This window comes from Blautia sp. HCP3S3_B11 (assembly GCF_052064435.1).
Lineage (GTDB): Bacteria > Bacillota > Clostridia > Lachnospirales > Lachnospiraceae > Blautia_A.
In genome coordinates this window covers 99,659-115,963 of the sequence record NZ_JBQHVP010000007.1, presented here as the reverse complement: position 1 = coordinate 115,963, position 16,305 = coordinate 99,659, and the positions used below count along the sequence as shown (strand labels likewise).

Below are 16,305 nucleotides of genomic sequence, written 5' to 3'. Positions count from 1 at the left end.
AAGTTGAGTGGGGTGAAAGTGGTATTTCATCCCACTTTTTACATATAAAATCCATATTTTTCCTTAAAAATAAGGTTATTTCATAAATGTTAACAGAGTTCTAAATTTCAAAAATCTGTTTCTTCCCCTTGTTTTTTCAGACTAAATAGTTTAGAATAAACACATAAGTGGTAAAAAGTGGTGAATAGTGGTGGTGAATGGGGGAATAATGGCAGAGAAGACCATTACCACCTGAGAAATCTGAAGGGGAGAATCAGATTTCGTGAGAGTAGGTGAGTAACATGTTCATGGGAGAGTATAACCACACGATCGACGCGAAGGGGCGCCTGATCATTCCTTCTAAATTCAGGGAACTCTTAGGGGAAGAGTTTGTTTTGACAAAAGGACTTGATGGCTGTCTTTCTATTTATCCGATGGATGAATGGGAATCCTTTGAAATGAAACTCAGAGCATTACCACTTACAAATAAAAATGCGAGAACTTTTTCACGATTTTTTGTTGCCGGAGCAACTATATGCGAACTGGACAAACAGGGGCGAATTCTTGTACCGCAGACTCTGCGTGAATTTGCAGGTTTAGAGAAGGATGTAGTTCTGACTGGTAATCTGAACAGGATCGAAGTTTGGAGCAAAGAAAAGTGGAGCGAGAACTGTAATTATGATGACATGGACAGCATTGCAGAGAGCATGCAGGATCTGGGAATCACTATTTGATCAGGAATCGTTTAAAGTATCTTGCAGAGTAAATCCAGACAGGAGACGGATATGGAATTTAAACACAAATCTGTATTACTGGAAGAGACCATTGAAGGTTTGAATATCAAACCAGACGGAATCTACGTGGATGGCACTTTAGGAGGTGCGGGACATGCCCGTGAGGTATGTAAGAAGCTTTCTGCCAAGGGGAGATTTATTGGCATAGATCAGGACCAAGATGCGATAATTGCTGCGAGTGAGAGGTTAGCACCCTTTAAACAGGCTACTGTCATTCGCAGCAATTATTGTTACATGGTATCGGAACTGGCAGCAAGAGGCATCAACAAAGTCGACGGGATTCTACTTGACCTTGGAGTATCTTCCTATCAGCTTGATAATGAGGAGCGCGGTTTTACCTACAGGGTAGATGCACCGCTTGATATGCGAATGGATCAGCGCCAGATGCAGACAGCCAGTGATATTGTCAATGGCTATGAAGAGAAAGAGTTATACCGTATCATTCGTGACTATGGTGAAGATAAATTTGCGAAGAACATCGCAAAACATATAGTTGCCGCAAGGCAGGTGAAGCCGATCACTACGACCGGAGAACTCACAGAGATCATCAGGGAATCTATCCCAATGAAGATGCAGGTGAAGTCAGGACATCCCGCTAAGAGAACTTTTCAGGCAATCCGAATTGAACTTAACAGGGAGCTTGATGTGCTGAGAGATTCACTGGATGGAATGATTGATATCCTTGATGACGGAGGAAGACTTTGCATCATTACTTTTCACTCATTAGAAGACAGAATCGTTAAGACGATTTTCAGAAAAAATGAGAATCCATGTACATGTCCTTCAGATTTCCCGGTATGTGTATGTGGAAAGAAATCAAAGGGAAAAGTGATCACAAGAAAGCCGATTCTTCCCGGGGAGACAGAGATGGAAGAAAATCCGCGTTCTAAGAGTGCAAAGCTTAGAATTTTTGAGAGAGTATTATAATTAGAGAGGCATGAAATGGCGAAAACGACCAGGACTGAAACAGCTAGAAGAAGCAGGAACAATGCCAGAGTAAACAGAGGAATGTATGTTGAGGGAAATACGGTCAGACGACTTGCGGAAGTTCCGGAGAGAACCAGACAGCCGCAGAGACCATATCCGGGAAAACAGCAGCCGAATCGAAACCGCAGGGTGCAGGCCCAGCCGGCACCGGTACCAAAGCAGAAACATCAGTTAAGTAAAGAAGCACAGAAGAACAGACAGAAAGCAACAGCAATGAACTGGGGATTTGTAGCATTTCTGGCTGTTATGTGTGTAGCTATATTGTTTTGCTCTGTGAAGTATCTGCGGTATAAATCGGAGATCACAGCGAAAATGAGTACAGTCGCATCCCTTGAGGAAGAGCTGGCAAGCTTAAAAGAAGATAATGATGCATATTACAGCCAGGTCACATCTAATGTGGATCTGAATCAGATCAAGCAGACTGCACTGGGAAGACTGGGAATGAAATATCCATCAGATGATCAGACAGTAACCTATTCTACATCCGGCAACAGCTATGTGAGACAGTATCAGGATATACCAGATTCAAAGTAGGTGATTAATTGAGTAATACAAGAAAAAGAGGCCGCAGAAAACCTCAGAGAAAAATAAATCAAAAGATGAAAGAGAAGCTGGTAATACTATTTGGACTAGTATTACTGGCTTTAGTAGTATTAATACTAAGAATTACATTTATTAATGCTACTGATGGAAGAAAATATAAGAAACAGGTATTAAGCCAGGCTCAGCAGAAATATGAAAGTCAGGTACTGCCGGCAAAAAGAGGCGATATTTATGATAAAAACGGAAATATCCTGGCCACCAGCAATAAAGTTTATAATGTGATCCTGGATTGTAAAACAGTAAATTCCGATGAGGATTACGTAGAGCCGACGATTCGGGCGTTAAACGAAGTGTTGGGAATTGACGAAGAAACGGTGCGCTCTCTTCTGTCAGATTCAAGAACGAGCAAGAGCCAGTATCAGATTCTGATGAAACAGTTATCTATGGATAAGAAGAAAGAATTTGAGGCATATAAGGCTGAAGATGAGGATTCGGGACTTACAGCTGCACAGGCAAAAGAGAGAGCTGATATTAAAGGTATCTGGTTTGAGGAAGATTACCTGAGAAGTTATCCGTTTAATGAGACTGCCTGTGATACGGTTGGGTTTGCACTGGACAGAGATGTTGCAGATATCGGATTGGAAGGATATTATAACAGCACGCTGACAGGTGTGGATGGAAGACAGTATGGATATATCAATAATGATTCAGACGTAGAACAGACAATCATTCCTGCTGTAAATGGTAAGAGTATTCAGACAAGCATTGATATCGGGGCACAGCAGATCGTTGAGAAGTATGTCAATGGATTTAAAGAAGCAATGGGAGCTGAGAATATAGGTGTTATTGTCGAGAATCCTTCCACTGGTGAGATTATTGCCATGGATGGCGGGGATCGTTATGATCTGAATAATCCGCGAGATTTATCTAATGTATATACTGAAGATGAAATTAAAGCTATGAATGATGAGGAAACGGTTGATGCTTTAAATGGTATGTGGAACAACTTCTGTGTGACAGATGCCTATGAACCGGGATCTGTAGTAAAACCGATCGTTATGGCTTCTGCACTGGAAAAAGGTGCAATTCAGGAGACAGATACATTCGTGTGTGATGGTTCTCAGACTTTCGGAGATACCATGATTAAATGTGCGGTTTATCCAAGTGCACATGGTACGGAAACACTGGGCGAAGTAATCGCCAACTCCTGTAATGATGCGATGATGCAGATTGGTGCCAAGATGGGAGCTAACCAGTTTATCAAGGCGCAGAGTCTGTTTAACTTCGGAACGAGAACTGGGATCGACCTTCCAAATGAAGGCGCCGGCATTATCCATACGAAAGATTCCATGGGAGAGACAGAGCTTGCCTGCTCAGCTTTCGGTCAGGGATTTACCTGCACAATGATCCAGGAAGTAAATGCAATGAGTTCTGTTATCAATGGAGGATATTATTATCAGCCACATCTGGTAACAAAAATTCTGGACAGCAATGGAAGTACAGTAAAAACGATTACGCCAACACTTCTGAAACAGACGATTTCTTCAAGAATCTCAAGTGATATCAGAAGTTACATGGCATTAAGTGTACAGCAGGGTACCAGCCGCCATTCTAAAGTACAGGGTTACAGTTCAGGTGGTAAAACAGGTACAGCCGAGAAATATCCTCGAGGAAATGGCAAATATCTGGTTTCCTTTATTGGATTTGCACCTGTTGATGATCCGGCAGTTGTAATCTATGTAGTAGTCGATGAGCCGAATGTCGATGATCAGGCAAACAGTACTTATCCACAGTATATTGCACAGGGAATTCTTTCTGAACTTCTGCCTTATCTGAATGTAACACCGGATGAATCAGAAGATGGAACAGTACCGGAGACAGAGTTATGGGAAGGCTTTAAAGGACACTTAAAGAGTGTTTCAGGCAGCGCACTGAACAGTGACGGAAATCTGGAAGACGCAGATGGAAATCTTATTGACTGGGATGGAAACCGAATTGATGAAAATGGATATCTGTTAGATGCTAACGGAGATCATATTTTAGATGACAATGGAAATTATAAGATGTCCACAAATCTGGTTTCTGCTGCAGGAAGTACAGATACAGACTCCTCCGGAGATGCAGTTTCCAATCCGGATGCACCTGCACCACTGGAAGATGATGGGGCGGAGACAACACAGGATAATAATGCAGAGAGTGATGGAATTACAAACGAAGAAGCCGGACTGGAATAAGGAATTATTTATGACGGTTTATGGCTGTTGTCTGGAACTATAGCAATTTCATAAAATAACATACTCCCGCAGAGTAATGTCATATATTAATGTGACGATCTCTGCGGGTTTTTTTATGAAAAAAAATATGACGTTTCATAAGAAAAAGATATGGGTGGTATTTGTGTGCTGCATTCTGATGATGTCAGGCCTGATTGGCAGACTTGTATACCTTATGTGTTTCAGATCAGATCACTATTATGAGAAAGCGAAAGTTCTTCATGAGAGAGAACGTGACATCAAGGCTGCCAGAGGTAAGATTCTGGATGCAAAAGGAAACGTGCTGGCATCAAACAGGACAGTCTGTACGATTTCTGTGATCCACAGCCAGATCAAAGAGCCGGAAAAGGTGATTGCTTTATTGACTCAGAAACTGAAAATGGATGAAGCGACAGTACGTAAACGGGTAGAAAAAGTTTCTTCCATAGAAAGAGTAAAAACAAATGTAGAGAAAAGTGTGGGGGACGAAATAAGGGAGAGTAATCTGGCAGGTGTGAAGGTTGACGAAGATTATAAACGCTATTATCCATACGGAAGTCTGGCTTCAAAGGTAATCGGTTTTACAGGAGGGGATAACCAGGGAATTATCGGTCTTGAAGTAAAATATGAGGATATATTAAAGGGAGAACCCGGAAAAATCCTGACGACAACAGATGCCAGAGGAGTGGAAATTGATAAACTTGGGGAGACAAGGCAGGACCCGGAAGAGGGAAAAAGCCTGATACTCAGCCTCGATGCGAATATCCAGGAATATGCGCAACAGGCTGCTTTGAAGGTGATGGAAGAGAAACAGGCAGAGCGTGTATCCATTCTGCTTATGAATCCGCAGAATGGAGAAATCTACGCGTGTGTGAATGTGCCGGAATTTGACCTGAATGATCCGTTTACAGTGAATGAAGATTTGCAGGCAAAGTCAGATATGCGGGAAGAACAGACAATAGAAAAAGAAACAGAACAGACAGCAGCACAGATGGCGGCAAAGACAAAGTCGAAAAGAAAACAGGAGTTGTTAAATCAAATGTGGAGAAATCCCTGCATGAATGATACCTATGAACCAGGTTCCACATTCAAAATTATTACGATGTCTGCAGGACTGGAAGAGGGAGTTGTAACGCCGAATGACCGTTTCTATTGTCCGGGATATAAGTTGGTAGAAGACAGACGAATTCATTGTGCAAAAAGAATCGGGCATGGTTCACAGAATTTCGTGGAGGGAGCGCAGAACTCCTGTAATCCAGTGTTTATTGAAGTAGGACTGAGGCTGGGAGTTGATCGTTACTATAAATATTTCAGGCAGTTTGGTCTTCTGGACAAAACGGGGATAGATCTGCCCGGAGAGGCAGGTACGATTATGCATCAGAAGAAAAATATGGGAGAAGTAGAACTGGCAACCGTCTCTTTCGGACAGTCATTTCAGATTACGCCGGTCCAGCTTGCGACAACAGTAAGTTCTCTGATCAATGGCGGCAGGCGCATAACTCCACATTTCGGGGTGGCAGTTTTAAATCCGGATGGTACAGAAGGAAAGAAGCTGGAATTTCCTGTAAAAGAGGGGATTGTTTCTGAGGAAACTTCGAAAAAAGTAAGGGAAATCCTGGAGACAGTAGTGTCGCAGGGCTCCGGAAAGAACGCAAAGATAGAAGGCTACTCTATTGGCGGAAAAACAGCTACATCACAGACACTTCCGAGAAGTGCAAATCGTTATATTTCATCATTCCTTGGATTTGCACCGGCAGAGAACCCACAGGTGCTGGGATTATGCATCATTCATAATCCGCAGGGAATTTACTATGGAGGAACGATTGCAGCGCCGGTGATCAGGAGTATCTTTGAAAATATCCTGCCATATCTGGGAATTGAAAAAGATATTAGTCAGACTGAAACGGAAACTCCGGAAGAGGAATAAACCTGTGAACAGTAACAACCTGTTACCGGGTAAATGAAAATCCTGCCGCCAGGGTTGATAAATAAATAAAAAAGCCTTATACTAAAAGAAATCTGAAAGAGAACAAAACACTTTCAGAAAAAAATGAAAAAACGAAAGAATGAATGAGGTGTGAGATGGAATTTCAAGTTGTAATCCCTGTGCTGATTTCTTTTGCAATCAGCGTTGTATTAGGCCCGATCATCATTCCGTTTCTCAGGAAACTGAAGATGGGACAGACAGAAAGAACAGAGGGCGTACAGTCCCATTTAAAGAAAGCCGGAACACCGACAATGGGTGGTGTGATCTTTCTGATCGCAACTGCAGTGACGGCGTTATTTTATGTCGGTGACTATCCGAAGATCATCCCGGTACTGTTTCTGACAATTGGATTTGGAATCATCGGTTTTCTAGATGATTACCTGAAAGTAGTACTGAAACGATCAGACGGACTGCTTCCATGGCAGAAATTTTCTCTTCAGGTAGTTCTGACTGCGATTTTTGTATTTTATATCGTTAAGTATACAGATATTTCTCTGACAATGAGAATTCCGTTCTGGAGCGGACATTTCCTGAACCTTGGATGGCTGGCAATTCCGGTGCTGTTCTTTGCGGTAATCGGTACTGTAAATGGTGTAAACTTTACAGATGGTCTGGATGGCCTTGCTTCCAGTGTAACTTTGATCGTAGCAGTATTCTTTTCTGTTGTGTCTATCGGAATGAAATCCGGAATTGAACCGATCACATGCGCAGTTGTGGGAAGCCTGATGGGATTTTTACTGTTTAATGTATATCCGGCGAAGGTGTTCATGGGAGATACAGGTTCTCTGGCACTTGGAGGATTTGTTGCAGGTACTGCTTATGTAATGCAGATGCCATTGTTTATCCTGATCGTTGGACTGATCTACCTGGTTGAGGTACTTTCCGTTATCATTCAGGTTACTTACTTCAAAGCAACACATGGAAAGCGTATCTTCAAAATGGCTCCGATCCATCATCACTTTGAGTTATGTGGATGGTCTGAGACACGCGTGGTTGCAGTGTTCTCAGTTATTACAGCAGTTATGTGCATGATCGCACTGCTGGCACTGTAAAAGTAATGTAACTGTGGAAGTACTGAACAGTTACAGATTAATGTAATAGCAACCCGAAAAATCAGCATTGTGCTGATGATAAGGAGGAAAAATTATTATGGAATTACAGGGAAAAAAGGTCCTGGTATTCGGTTCCGGTAAAAGCGGAATCGGAGCATCTGACCTTCTTGCAAAAGTAGGAGCGTCTCCGATCATTTATGACGGAAATGCAGAGATTGATAAAGAGGCAGTCGTACATAAAACAGATGGAACATATCCGGTTACTGTATATGCGGGAGAACTTCCGAAAGAAGTACAGGAGAGCCTTGATCTGGTAGTTTTAAGCCCCGGAGTACCGACAGATCTGCCAATCGTAAAGAGTTTCTATGAGCAGGGACTTCCGGTGTGGGGAGAAGTAGAGTTGGCATACAGAGTCGGAGACGGAGAAGTACTTGCAATTACAGGTACAAACGGTAAGACAACAACTACAGCACTCCTTGGAAAAATTATGCAGGATGCACGTGAGTCTGTATTTGTAGTAGGAAATATCGGAACTCCATATACTTCCAAAGCACTGGAAATGAAATCGAATTCTGTAACTGTGGCAGAAATCAGCAGTTTCCAGCTTGAAACAATCGATGAGTTTGCTCCAAAGGTATCCGCGATCCTGAATATTACAGAAGATCACCTGAACCGTCATCATACAATGGAAGAGTATATCCGTGTAAAAGAGCTGATTACTCAGAATCAGGGGACAGAGGATGTCTGTGTGCTGAATTATGAGGATAAGGTTCTTCGTAAATTTGGTGAGAATCTGACTCCGAGAGTCGTATATTTCTCCAGTGAACGTAAGCTGGATGAAGGCATCTATCTGGATGGAAACAAGATTATCCTCAAAGATGGAGCAAAAGAAATCGAAGTAGTTAAGACAGAAGATCTGAAACTTCTTGGCAAACATAACTTTGAGAATGTAATGGCTGCTGTTGCAATGGCTTATTACGATGGTGTTTCTATGGACAGCATCCGCAAGAGTATATGCGAGTTTACAGCTGTTGCTCACAGAATCGAATATGTGACAGAGAAGAATGGCGTTGTATATTACAATGATTCCAAGGGAACAAACCCGGATGCGGCAATCAAGGGAATTCAGGCGATGAACCGTCCGACATTTCTGATCGGCGGCGGATATGATAAACAGTCAAGCTATGATGAGTGGATCGAAGCTTTTGACGGAAAAGTACGCTATCTGGTTCTGATCGGTCAGACAAAAGAGAAGATTAAAGCGGCTGCCGAGAAACATGGCTTCCATGATATTATTCTTTGTGAGGATCTGAAAGAGGCAGTCAAGGTATGCGCCGAGAAAGCACAGCCGGGAGATGCAGTGTTACTTTCTCCTGCGTGCGCAAGCTGGGGACAGTTTGACAATTATGAGCAGCGCGGAGATATGTTTAAGGAATATGTGAGAAATCTGTAGAATATCTATAAGTAAAGAATCTATGGTCATCTGCCAGCTGACTTTGGAAATCGGACGATTCCAAAAGCTGAATGGCAGGAAGACTATAGAAGATAGATGGAGAATCAGATGGCTCCCGAAAAAGTGGCAGGTTTTTCAAAAAAAGACAGAACAATGCTGGTGCTGGTAGTACTGCTTGCGGCCTTTGGCCTTGCGGTACTGTTCAGTGCAAGTGAATATAATGGCAGAGTACGCTTCGGTGACTCTGCCTATTATTTTAAGAAACAATTATTTGCAACGGCATTAGGACTGTGTGCGATGTATGCAGTTTCTAATATGGATTACCATTTTTTCCTCAGGATTGCGCCGGCAGCATATCTGCTTTCCATGATTTTGTCTACGGCAGTACTTCTGGTCGGACAGGAAATCAATGGCTCAAAGAGATGGCTGAACCTGGGCCCATTGTCTTTTCAGCCGTCTGAGTTTGCAAAGGTGGCGGTAATCCTGTTTCTTGCATGGCAGATCGACAGATCGAAAAAAAGAACGGAAGGCTTCTGGTTTATGTGCAGGACGATGCTTAGTCTGCTTCCAATCGTCGGTCTGGTCGGCTCAAATAATCTGAGTACTGCCATTATCATACTGGGAATAGGCGTTATTCTGATTTTTGTATCAAATCCCAAATATATGCAGTTTATCGGGCTTGGCAGTGCAGGAATCGGATTTGTTGCTATCTTTCTGGCGGCAGAGAGCTATCGTCTGGAACGTCTGGCAATCTGGAAAAATCCTGAGAAATATGAGAAAGGATTCCAGACGATTCAGGGACTGTATGCGATCGGAAGCGGCGGGATTTTTGGCAGGGGATTTGGAAACAGTATTCAGAAGCTGGGCTTTGTTCCGGAAGCGCAGAATGATATGATCTTTTCAATCATATGTGAAGAGATGGGAGTTGCAGGAGCTTCCTTTCTTATTCTTCTGTTTGGAATTCTGCTCTGGCGTCTGGGTGTAACTGCCATGTGCGCAAAAGATCTGGCGGGTGCGCTCATCTGTGGAGGTATCATGGGACATCTGGCGATTCAGGTTATCCTGAATATTGCGGTGGTAACCAATACGATTCCCAATACCGGGATTACTTTGCCATTTGTCAGTTATGGAGGAACTTCGGTCGTGTTTCTTCTTGGAGAGATGGGGCTTGCTTTGAGTGTAAGTAATTCTCAGAGGTTGAGATAAGTGAAATTTTTGCTGCCTTACAGATAGAAAAATGTTGGATGACTGGTGTAGTTTAGCCAGAAAATCAAGGGGCAGTCTGTTAAAGGCAGCAGTGATATTACAGAAAGCGTACAACTGTAACATATAATAAGAAAGAACATACACTATAAGGTAAGAGGCCCTTTAGGAGTGAAATGGTTGGATGAGATCCATGTGATGGGCAAATGTTCTCTTAGCGGAGAAATTTTCATACAGGGCTCTAAAAATGCAGCACTTCCAATGATGGCAGCATCGCTGATGCACAGAGGACTCAGCGTTCTGAAAGGCTGCCCCAGGATTTCGGATGTCTTTTGCATGGAAGAGGTTCTGAAAAGTCTTGGAGCAGTAACCTGGTGGGAAGACCACGATCTTTATCTGGATTGTTCTGATGCGGATGGAACAGAGATTCCGGAGATGTACACACGAAGAATGCGTTCTTCAATTATTCTGTTAGGACCGGTTCTTTCCAGAAATAAAAAGTGCCGGATAGGCTATCCTGGAGGCTGTATCATCGGGAAAAGGCCGATAGATCTTCATCTTATGGCGCTCAGGACGCTTGGCGCAGATATAAGTGAGCAAACGTTTTATCTGGATGCAGAATGTAGTAGATTTCAGGGAAAAGATATATATTTTACAAAATCGAGTGTAGGGGCAACGCAGCAGGCAATTCTGGCGGCAGTGATGGCCCAGGGTGTGACAAAGCTGCATAATTGCGCGAAGGAACCGGAAGTTTTCTGGCTTTGCAGGTATTTAAGATCAATGGGAGCGTTGATCAAAGGCGAGGAAACAAAGGAAATTATGATTACCGGGATCAGGGAACTGGGGCCGGGAAACTATACCGTACCGCCTGACAGAATCGTGGCAGGGACGTATCTGTGTGCGGCAGCTGCGACAAGAAGCGAGATTACTCTTAGGAATGTTCCGGAGCAGGAATTGCAGGCATTCCTGGAAGTATATCAGAAAATAGGTGGACAATATCAAGAGAATAGTGGTACACTAGTGGTCAATGGAAAGAGGGCAGTCCAGCCAATCGCACTTGTGGAGACGAAAAACTATCCGGGTTTTCCGACAGACCTTCAGGCTCCTTTAATGGCAGTACTGACAGGGGCACAGGGGCGAAGTTCTATCAGAGAGAATATTTTTGATCAGAGATTTGGCAGCGCTTTTCAGATGAATAAAATGGGTGCTGATATTAAGATAGATGGTAATCAGGCTGTGATTTGCGGCGGCAGACCTCTTACGGGAACACAGGTACAGGCCGGAGATTTAAGAGGCGGGGCTGCATTGATCATTGCGGCGCTTATGGCCGAGGGAGAAACATGTATCACAGAAGCTGAGCTTATCAACAGAGGATATGAGCACATTTGTGAAGATTTACAAGCTTTGGGCTGCAGGATATGGCAGTCTGGCAGCAGAGGATTTGAAGAGTTATGAGAAAAAGTAATTATGGAAAAAGACCTCCTGTGAGTAAGAAAACAAAGAAGATAATGGCAGGAGTGATAGGAGTTGGTATTCTTACTGCGTTGATCGTTTTCTTTTCTTATTATAAAGTAGATTCTGTAGAAGTAAGAGGAACAGATCATTATACGGATGAAGAAGTAAAGAGTATGGTGCTTCGGGGACCGCTGGCTTCGAACTCGGTCCTTGCACCGTTGGTTTACAGCACAACAAATACGGATGATATTGCATACGTGGATGGATTTAAGGTTACGCAGTTAAATCGTAATACGATTTGCATCAGTGTCAAAGAGAAGAAAACGGTAGGATGTATCCGATACCTTGACAGTTATGTTTATTTTGACAGAAACGGGATTTTCGTAGAGGGCTCTCAGAACAGAGATGTGACAGTTCCATATTTTGACGGAATTCAGGTGAATAGTATCGTGATGGATGAGAAGCTGGATATCAAGGGCGATACGGTATTGAATACAGCGGTAGCTTTGTCCACGATTTTTCAGAAGAATGATATGATTCCTGACCACATTCAGTTTGATAACAGCTATTCTGTCAGTCTGATCTATGGTGACATTACGGTGAATCTCGGAAAGGACGAAGACCTGGAAGAGAAGATGAACCGTGTGATCGCGATTCTTCCTAAAATTCAGGGCAAAAAGGGTATTCTTCATATGGAAAGTGTGTCTACGGATTCTAATACTTTTGAGGAAGAAAAGGAAGAAACAGAGATTACAGCTGAGAACTGGAACGGCGGTTATGATGAAGATGGCAATTATACCGGAGATGGAGAGTATGATGAGGACGGCAACTATGTAGGTCCCAAGCCAAAAACTGCTCTTGATGAGGCTATTGAGAACTGGAATGGTGGTTATGACGAAGAAGGAGATTACACCGGAGCAGGTGAATATGACGAATCCGGTAATTATGTAGGACCGAAACCTACACAGGAATCTCTGGATGCAGCGGCTGCTGAGTCAGGAGATAGTTCTGAAGAGGGAGATGGCAGTTACTCAGATGGTCAGAGTTCTGACGGTTCCGGAGATGGAAGCAGTGATTACTCAGCGGATGAAAATGGCAGTTATGATAGTAGTTATGACAGTAGTTATGACAGCAGCTATGATACGGAAAGCTCAGACGGCTATGATGAATATGGAAATTATACAGGTGATGATACTTCATATTAAAATGCCGGATGAAACCGGAAAAAGGGAAAAAACAGCCATATACAGAGGCTGGACAGGCTTTCATTGCCGAAAAAGAGTGAAAAAAGTATAAAAAAACAAAATTAGTGGTTGATTAATTTTCAAAAAAAATATATGATATATCTATATGTAACTTTGATATAAATCACTGAAAAAGGATATCAGATATAAATAAAGGAGGAAGTACGTTGTTAGAGATCATGTCAAACGAGGCTGAATCATCTGCTAAGATCATAGTGATCGGTGTAGGTGGAGCCGGTAATAATGCAGTAAACAGGATGGTGGAAGAGGCCATCGGCGGAGTAGAGTTTGTAGGTGTTAATACTGATAAGCAGGCTTTAACTCTGTGTAAAGCTCCAACTGTACTTCAGATTGGCGAGAAAATTACCAAAGGTCTTGGCGCAGGAGCGCAGCCGGAGGTTGGACAGAAGGCAGCAGAGGAGAGCATTGAGGAAGTAAAACAGTTAATGGAAGGTGCGGATATGGTATTCGTTACCTGTGGTATGGGAGGCGGAACCGGAACAGGTGCTGCACCTGTTATCGCAGCAGCAGCGAAAGAGATGGGTATCCTGACAGTTGGTGTTGTCACAAAGCCTTTCCGTTTCGAAGCAAGAACTCGTATGAACAATGCACTTGCAGGCATTGAGAATCTGAAGAAAGCAGTGGATACATTAATCGTTATCCCGAATGATAAATTATTAGAGGTTGTAGACCGCAGAACAACTATGCCGGAAGCATTGAAGAAGGCAGACGAAGTTCTTCAGCAGGCAGTACAGGGTATCACAGACCTGATCAATCTGCCGGCACTGATCAACCTTGACTTCGCAGATGTTCAGACTGTTATGACTGATAAGGGAATCGCTCATATCGGTATCGGTGAAGCAAGAGGAGATGACAAGGCTATGGAAGCTGTTCAGCAGGCTGTATCTTCTCCACTTCTTGAGACAACGATCAAGGGTGCTACACACGTTATCATCAACATCTCCGGAGATATTTCTCTTATGGATGCAAACGATGCTGCAAGCTATGTACAGGAGCTTACAGGTGAGGAAGCAAATATCATCTTTGGTGCTATGTATGATGATACAGTTGCAGATTATTGCAGAATCACAGTAATTGCAACAGGCCTGAATGATGAGAACCTTCAGCAGACCCCTTTCGGAAAAAGAAGCACAGCTTCTTCCTTTGGTGCAAGAAGACCTTCTTCCACAACAGGAACAGCAACAGCCGGAACAACAACTACAACTGGAAGCAGCATGAACATGCCTAGCTTCAGTCTTCCGACTATGAATGCAACACCGTTCGGAGCAACTAAGACTCCGTCCAGCACTGTTCAGAAAAAAGACATCCAGATTCCGGATTTCTTAAGAAATAGATAATTAACAGATGATTATGTGAAAATAACAAAAGGCATGTCCGATGTGGACATGCCTTTCATAGTATCTTTTATGCACCACAATGACACTGGAAGGTATCACATTTCGTGTCGCAGGAAGCTTTGGCATTGGAGCCTTCTACCTGAATAGAGGAAGCGGTACATTTGCAGTCATCGTTATAGGTACAGTTGTGAGCTTTGCAGTCAATCTGGATTTTTTCACATCCGCAGCTGTTTGTGAAGTTGTTTGTCATGGAGCTGCCGCTGCGTTCCTGGAAACTTCCACAGCTTGTCTCGTTTGCGTTTGTGGCATTTTCACCTGTTACATCAATCTCACCTTTTGAGCAGAGATGGTCTTTGTTGTAGACACATTTGATTGCTGAACATTTAAGAATTGTCATGGTTTAAAGTCCTCCTTTAATATAGAAATAAAAAACCGAAAAGCTTTTATATTACTGAGCAGAAGCGGACAGTAATATGCTTTCAGGAATTAGAATCTCCTGGATTGAAAAAAATATTCGGAATAAAAAATAAAAAAAGTACTTGACGACACAGAAGAAACATGGTATCTTATACAAGTACGTAAGAAAACAAAGCAGAGTTCACTCTCACCTCAGCGCATTTAAGTCAGCGGCTTGGGTTTATATTGCACAGCATTTATGATATTTAGAATTTTATAAAGACACAGAGTTTATTCTGATTGTGTCGGAAATCTGGATATCAGCAGGTGTGATAACTGGGTGTGGATTTTGTCCACGCTTTTTTTATGTAAATATGAGGGCGACGAGAAGTCATTAGAATCTATCTAACAGGTATGGAGGTGCACTACAATTAGCAATTTAATGATTAACGAACAGATCAGAGACAAAGAGGTACGCTTAATCGGTTCGGACGGAGAACAGCTTGGAATCATGTCCGCGAAAGAAGCAATGTTCAAAGCTCAGGAGGCAGGGCTTGACCTGGTAAAAATTGCCCCGCAGGCGAAACCACCGGTATGTAAGATTATCGATTATGGTAAATACCGCTACGAGCTTGCAAGAAAAGAAAAAGAAGCCAAGAAGAAGCAGAAGACCATCGATGTCAAAGAAGTGCGACTTTCTCCAAACATTGATACCAATGACCTGAATACGAAAGTCAATGCCGCCAGAAAGTTCCTCTCCAAGGGTGACAGAGTAAAGGTAACCTTACGTTTCCGTGGTAGAGAGATGGCACATATGGCAAGCAGTAAACATGTACTCGATGATTTTGCAGAACAGCTTGCAGACGTGGCAACAGTGGAGAAGGCACCGAAGGTTGAAGGCAGAAGCATGACCATGTTTTTAACGGAAAAGCGTTAAATATAATAGAGATACAGTTTAAGGAGGAAATTACAATGCCAAAAATTAAAACTTGTAGAGCAGCAGCAAAACGTTTCAAAAAAACAGGTACAGGAAAATTAGTAAGAAATAAAGCTTATAAGAGCCATATCTTAACAAAGAAATCTCAGAAGAGAAAAAGAAATCTGAGAAAATCTACTGTTGTTGATTCTACTAATGTTAAGAGCATGAAGAAAGCATTACCATATTTATAAAATGCGGTTAAACTAAGTATTTATCGAGATAGACGAACAGGAGGAAATTTAAGAAATGGCAAGAATTAAAGGCGGATTAAACGCAAAGAAGAAACATAATCGTACATTAAAACTGGCAAAAGGCTACAGAGGAGCCCGTTCCAAACAGTATAGAGTTGCTAAACAGTCTGTAATGAGAGCACTTGCTAGCTCCTATGCAGGAAGAAAGCAGAAAAAACGTCAGTTCAGACAGCTCTGGATCGCACGTATCAACGCTGCAGCAAGAATGAACGGATTATCCTACAGCAAAATGATGCACGGACTGAAAGTTGCAAACATCGACATCAACAGAAAGATGCTTGCTGAACTTGCAGTAAACGATGCAGAAGGATTTGCAGCACTTGCTGAGATCGCTAAAAAAGCAATTGCATAATTGTCGGTTTTAGAGAGACA

Annotated in this window: 15 protein-coding genes; 14 read left to right on the top strand and 1 reads right to left on the bottom strand. The window is 42.6% G+C overall.

Features of this window, described 5'->3' with window-relative positions; all coding sequences use genetic code 11:
* Nucleotides 1-281 precede the first annotated feature (281 nt).
* The 11 genes from mraZ (at nt 282) to ftsZ (ending at nt 14,307) form a co-directional block, all read left to right on the top strand.
* On the top strand, nt 282-713 hold the full coding sequence (mraZ, locus tag ACTNC0_RS07105; protein WP_441086903.1) for a division/cell wall cluster transcriptional repressor MraZ: 432 nt from the start codon (nt 282-284) through the stop codon (nt 711-713).
* 51 nt (nt 714-764) lie between these two features.
* On the top strand, nt 765-1,700 hold the full coding sequence (rsmH, locus tag ACTNC0_RS07100; RefSeq protein ID WP_118247022.1) for a 16S rRNA (cytosine(1402)-N(4))-methyltransferase RsmH: 936 nt from the start codon (nt 765-767) through the stop codon (nt 1,698-1,700).
* A gap of 15 nt (nt 1,701-1,715) precedes the next feature.
* Nucleotides 1,716-2,294, top strand: coding sequence for a hypothetical protein (locus tag ACTNC0_RS07095; protein ID WP_441086851.1), 579 nt, complete (start codon nt 1,716-1,718; stop codon nt 2,292-2,294).
* Nucleotides 2,295-2,302: 8 nt separating this feature from the next.
* Nucleotides 2,303-4,537 (top strand): peptidoglycan D,D-transpeptidase FtsI family protein, encoded by a 2,235-nt coding sequence (locus ACTNC0_RS07090; protein WP_441086850.1) that lies wholly within the window; start codon nt 2,303-2,305, stop codon nt 4,535-4,537.
* A gap of 115 nt (nt 4,538-4,652) precedes the next feature.
* Entirely contained in the window at nt 4,653-6,482 is a 1,830-nt protein-coding gene (locus ACTNC0_RS07085) for a peptidoglycan D,D-transpeptidase FtsI family protein (protein WP_441086849.1), read from the top strand.
* A gap of 155 nt (nt 6,483-6,637) precedes the next feature.
* Nucleotides 6,638-7,594, top strand: coding sequence for a phospho-N-acetylmuramoyl-pentapeptide-transferase (gene mraY, locus ACTNC0_RS07080; RefSeq protein ID WP_441086848.1), 957 nt, complete (start codon nt 6,638-6,640; stop codon nt 7,592-7,594).
* 97 nt (nt 7,595-7,691) lie between these two features.
* Nucleotides 7,692-9,047: a UDP-N-acetylmuramoyl-L-alanine--D-glutamate ligase gene (murD, locus tag ACTNC0_RS07075; protein WP_441086847.1), complete on the top strand. Its 1,356-nt coding sequence runs from the start codon at nt 7,692-7,694 to the stop codon at nt 9,045-9,047.
* Nucleotides 9,048-9,143: 96 nt separating this feature from the next.
* Nucleotides 9,144-10,253 (top strand): FtsW/RodA/SpoVE family cell cycle protein, encoded by a 1,110-nt coding sequence (locus ACTNC0_RS07070; protein ID WP_441086846.1) that lies wholly within the window; start codon nt 9,144-9,146, stop codon nt 10,251-10,253.
* A gap of 168 nt (nt 10,254-10,421) precedes the next feature.
* On the top strand, nt 10,422-11,705 hold the full coding sequence (gene murA, locus ACTNC0_RS07065; protein ID WP_441086845.1) for a UDP-N-acetylglucosamine 1-carboxyvinyltransferase: 1,284 nt from the start codon (nt 10,422-10,424) through the stop codon (nt 11,703-11,705).
* Nucleotides 11,702-12,910 carry a cell division protein FtsQ/DivIB gene (locus ACTNC0_RS07060; RefSeq protein ID WP_441086844.1) on the top strand — a complete coding sequence of 403 codons (1,209 nt, stop codon included), beginning with the start codon at nt 11,702-11,704 and terminating at the stop codon, nt 12,908-12,910. The genes murA and ACTNC0_RS07060 overlap by 4 nt, the downstream gene beginning before the upstream one ends.
* A 218-nt stretch (nt 12,911-13,128) precedes the next feature.
* Entirely contained in the window at nt 13,129-14,307 is a 1,179-nt protein-coding gene (gene ftsZ, locus ACTNC0_RS07055; protein ID WP_117674482.1) for a cell division protein FtsZ, read from the top strand.
* Between the two features lie 67 nt (nt 14,308-14,374).
* Here ftsZ and ACTNC0_RS07050 read toward each other — a convergent pair whose 3' ends face one another.
* A complete protein-coding gene (locus ACTNC0_RS07050) occupies nt 14,375-14,704 on the bottom strand; it encodes a DUF1540 domain-containing protein (RefSeq protein WP_441086843.1) in 330 nt (109 codons plus the stop codon).
* A 441-nt stretch (nt 14,705-15,145) separates the two neighbouring features.
* Between ACTNC0_RS07050 and infC the strand changes: the two genes are divergently transcribed.
* Genes infC through rplT form a run of 3 tightly spaced genes read left to right on the top strand, consistent with a single transcriptional unit; the run spans nt 15,146 to nt 16,285 of the window.
* Nucleotides 15,146-15,640, top strand: a complete 495-nt coding sequence (gene infC / locus ACTNC0_RS07045) for a translation initiation factor IF-3 (protein WP_117844126.1) — start codon at nt 15,146-15,148, stop codon at nt 15,638-15,640.
* Between the two features lie 35 nt (nt 15,641-15,675).
* A complete protein-coding gene (rpmI, locus tag ACTNC0_RS07040; RefSeq protein WP_019162770.1) occupies nt 15,676-15,873 on the top strand; it encodes a 50S ribosomal protein L35 in 198 nt (65 codons plus the stop codon).
* 55 nt (nt 15,874-15,928) lie between these two features.
* Nucleotides 15,929-16,285: a 50S ribosomal protein L20 gene (gene rplT, locus ACTNC0_RS07035; RefSeq protein ID WP_119233354.1), complete on the top strand. Its 357-nt coding sequence runs from the start codon at nt 15,929-15,931 to the stop codon at nt 16,283-16,285.
* Nucleotides 16,286-16,305 lie beyond the last annotated feature (20 nt).

Excerpts from the sequence above, each read along its gene's own strand:
- mraZ (WP_441086903.1), top strand. The coding sequence starts at position 282 with ATGTTCATGGGAGAGTATAACCACACGATCGACGCGAAGGGGCGCCTG.
- rsmH (WP_118247022.1), top strand. The coding sequence starts at position 765 with ATGGAATTTAAACACAAATCTGTATTACTGGAAGAGACCATTGAAGGT.
- ACTNC0_RS07095 (WP_441086851.1), top strand. The coding sequence starts at position 1,716 with ATGGCGAAAACGACCAGGACTGAAACAGCTAGAAGAAGCAGGAACAAT.
- ACTNC0_RS07085 (WP_441086849.1), top strand. The coding sequence starts at position 4,653 with ATGAAAAAAAATATGACGTTTCATAAGAAAAAGATATGGGTGGTATTT.
- mraY (WP_441086848.1), top strand. The coding sequence starts at position 6,638 with ATGGAATTTCAAGTTGTAATCCCTGTGCTGATTTCTTTTGCAATCAGC.
- murD (WP_441086847.1), top strand. The coding sequence starts at position 7,692 with ATGGAATTACAGGGAAAAAAGGTCCTGGTATTCGGTTCCGGTAAAAGC.
- ACTNC0_RS07070 (WP_441086846.1), top strand. The coding sequence starts at position 9,144 with ATGGAGAATCAGATGGCTCCCGAAAAAGTGGCAGGTTTTTCAAAAAAA.
- ACTNC0_RS07060 (WP_441086844.1), top strand. The coding sequence starts at position 11,702 with ATGAGAAAAAGTAATTATGGAAAAAGACCTCCTGTGAGTAAGAAAACA.
- ftsZ (WP_117674482.1), top strand. The coding sequence starts at position 13,129 with ATGTCAAACGAGGCTGAATCATCTGCTAAGATCATAGTGATCGGTGTA.
- ACTNC0_RS07050 (WP_441086843.1), bottom strand. The coding sequence starts at position 14,704 with ATGACAATTCTTAAATGTTCAGCAATCAAATGTGTCTACAACAAAGAC.
- infC (WP_117844126.1), top strand. The coding sequence starts at position 15,146 with ATGATTAACGAACAGATCAGAGACAAAGAGGTACGCTTAATCGGTTCG.
- rpmI (WP_019162770.1), top strand. The coding sequence starts at position 15,676 with ATGCCAAAAATTAAAACTTGTAGAGCAGCAGCAAAACGTTTCAAAAAA.
- rplT (WP_119233354.1), top strand. The coding sequence starts at position 15,929 with ATGGCAAGAATTAAAGGCGGATTAAACGCAAAGAAGAAACATAATCGT.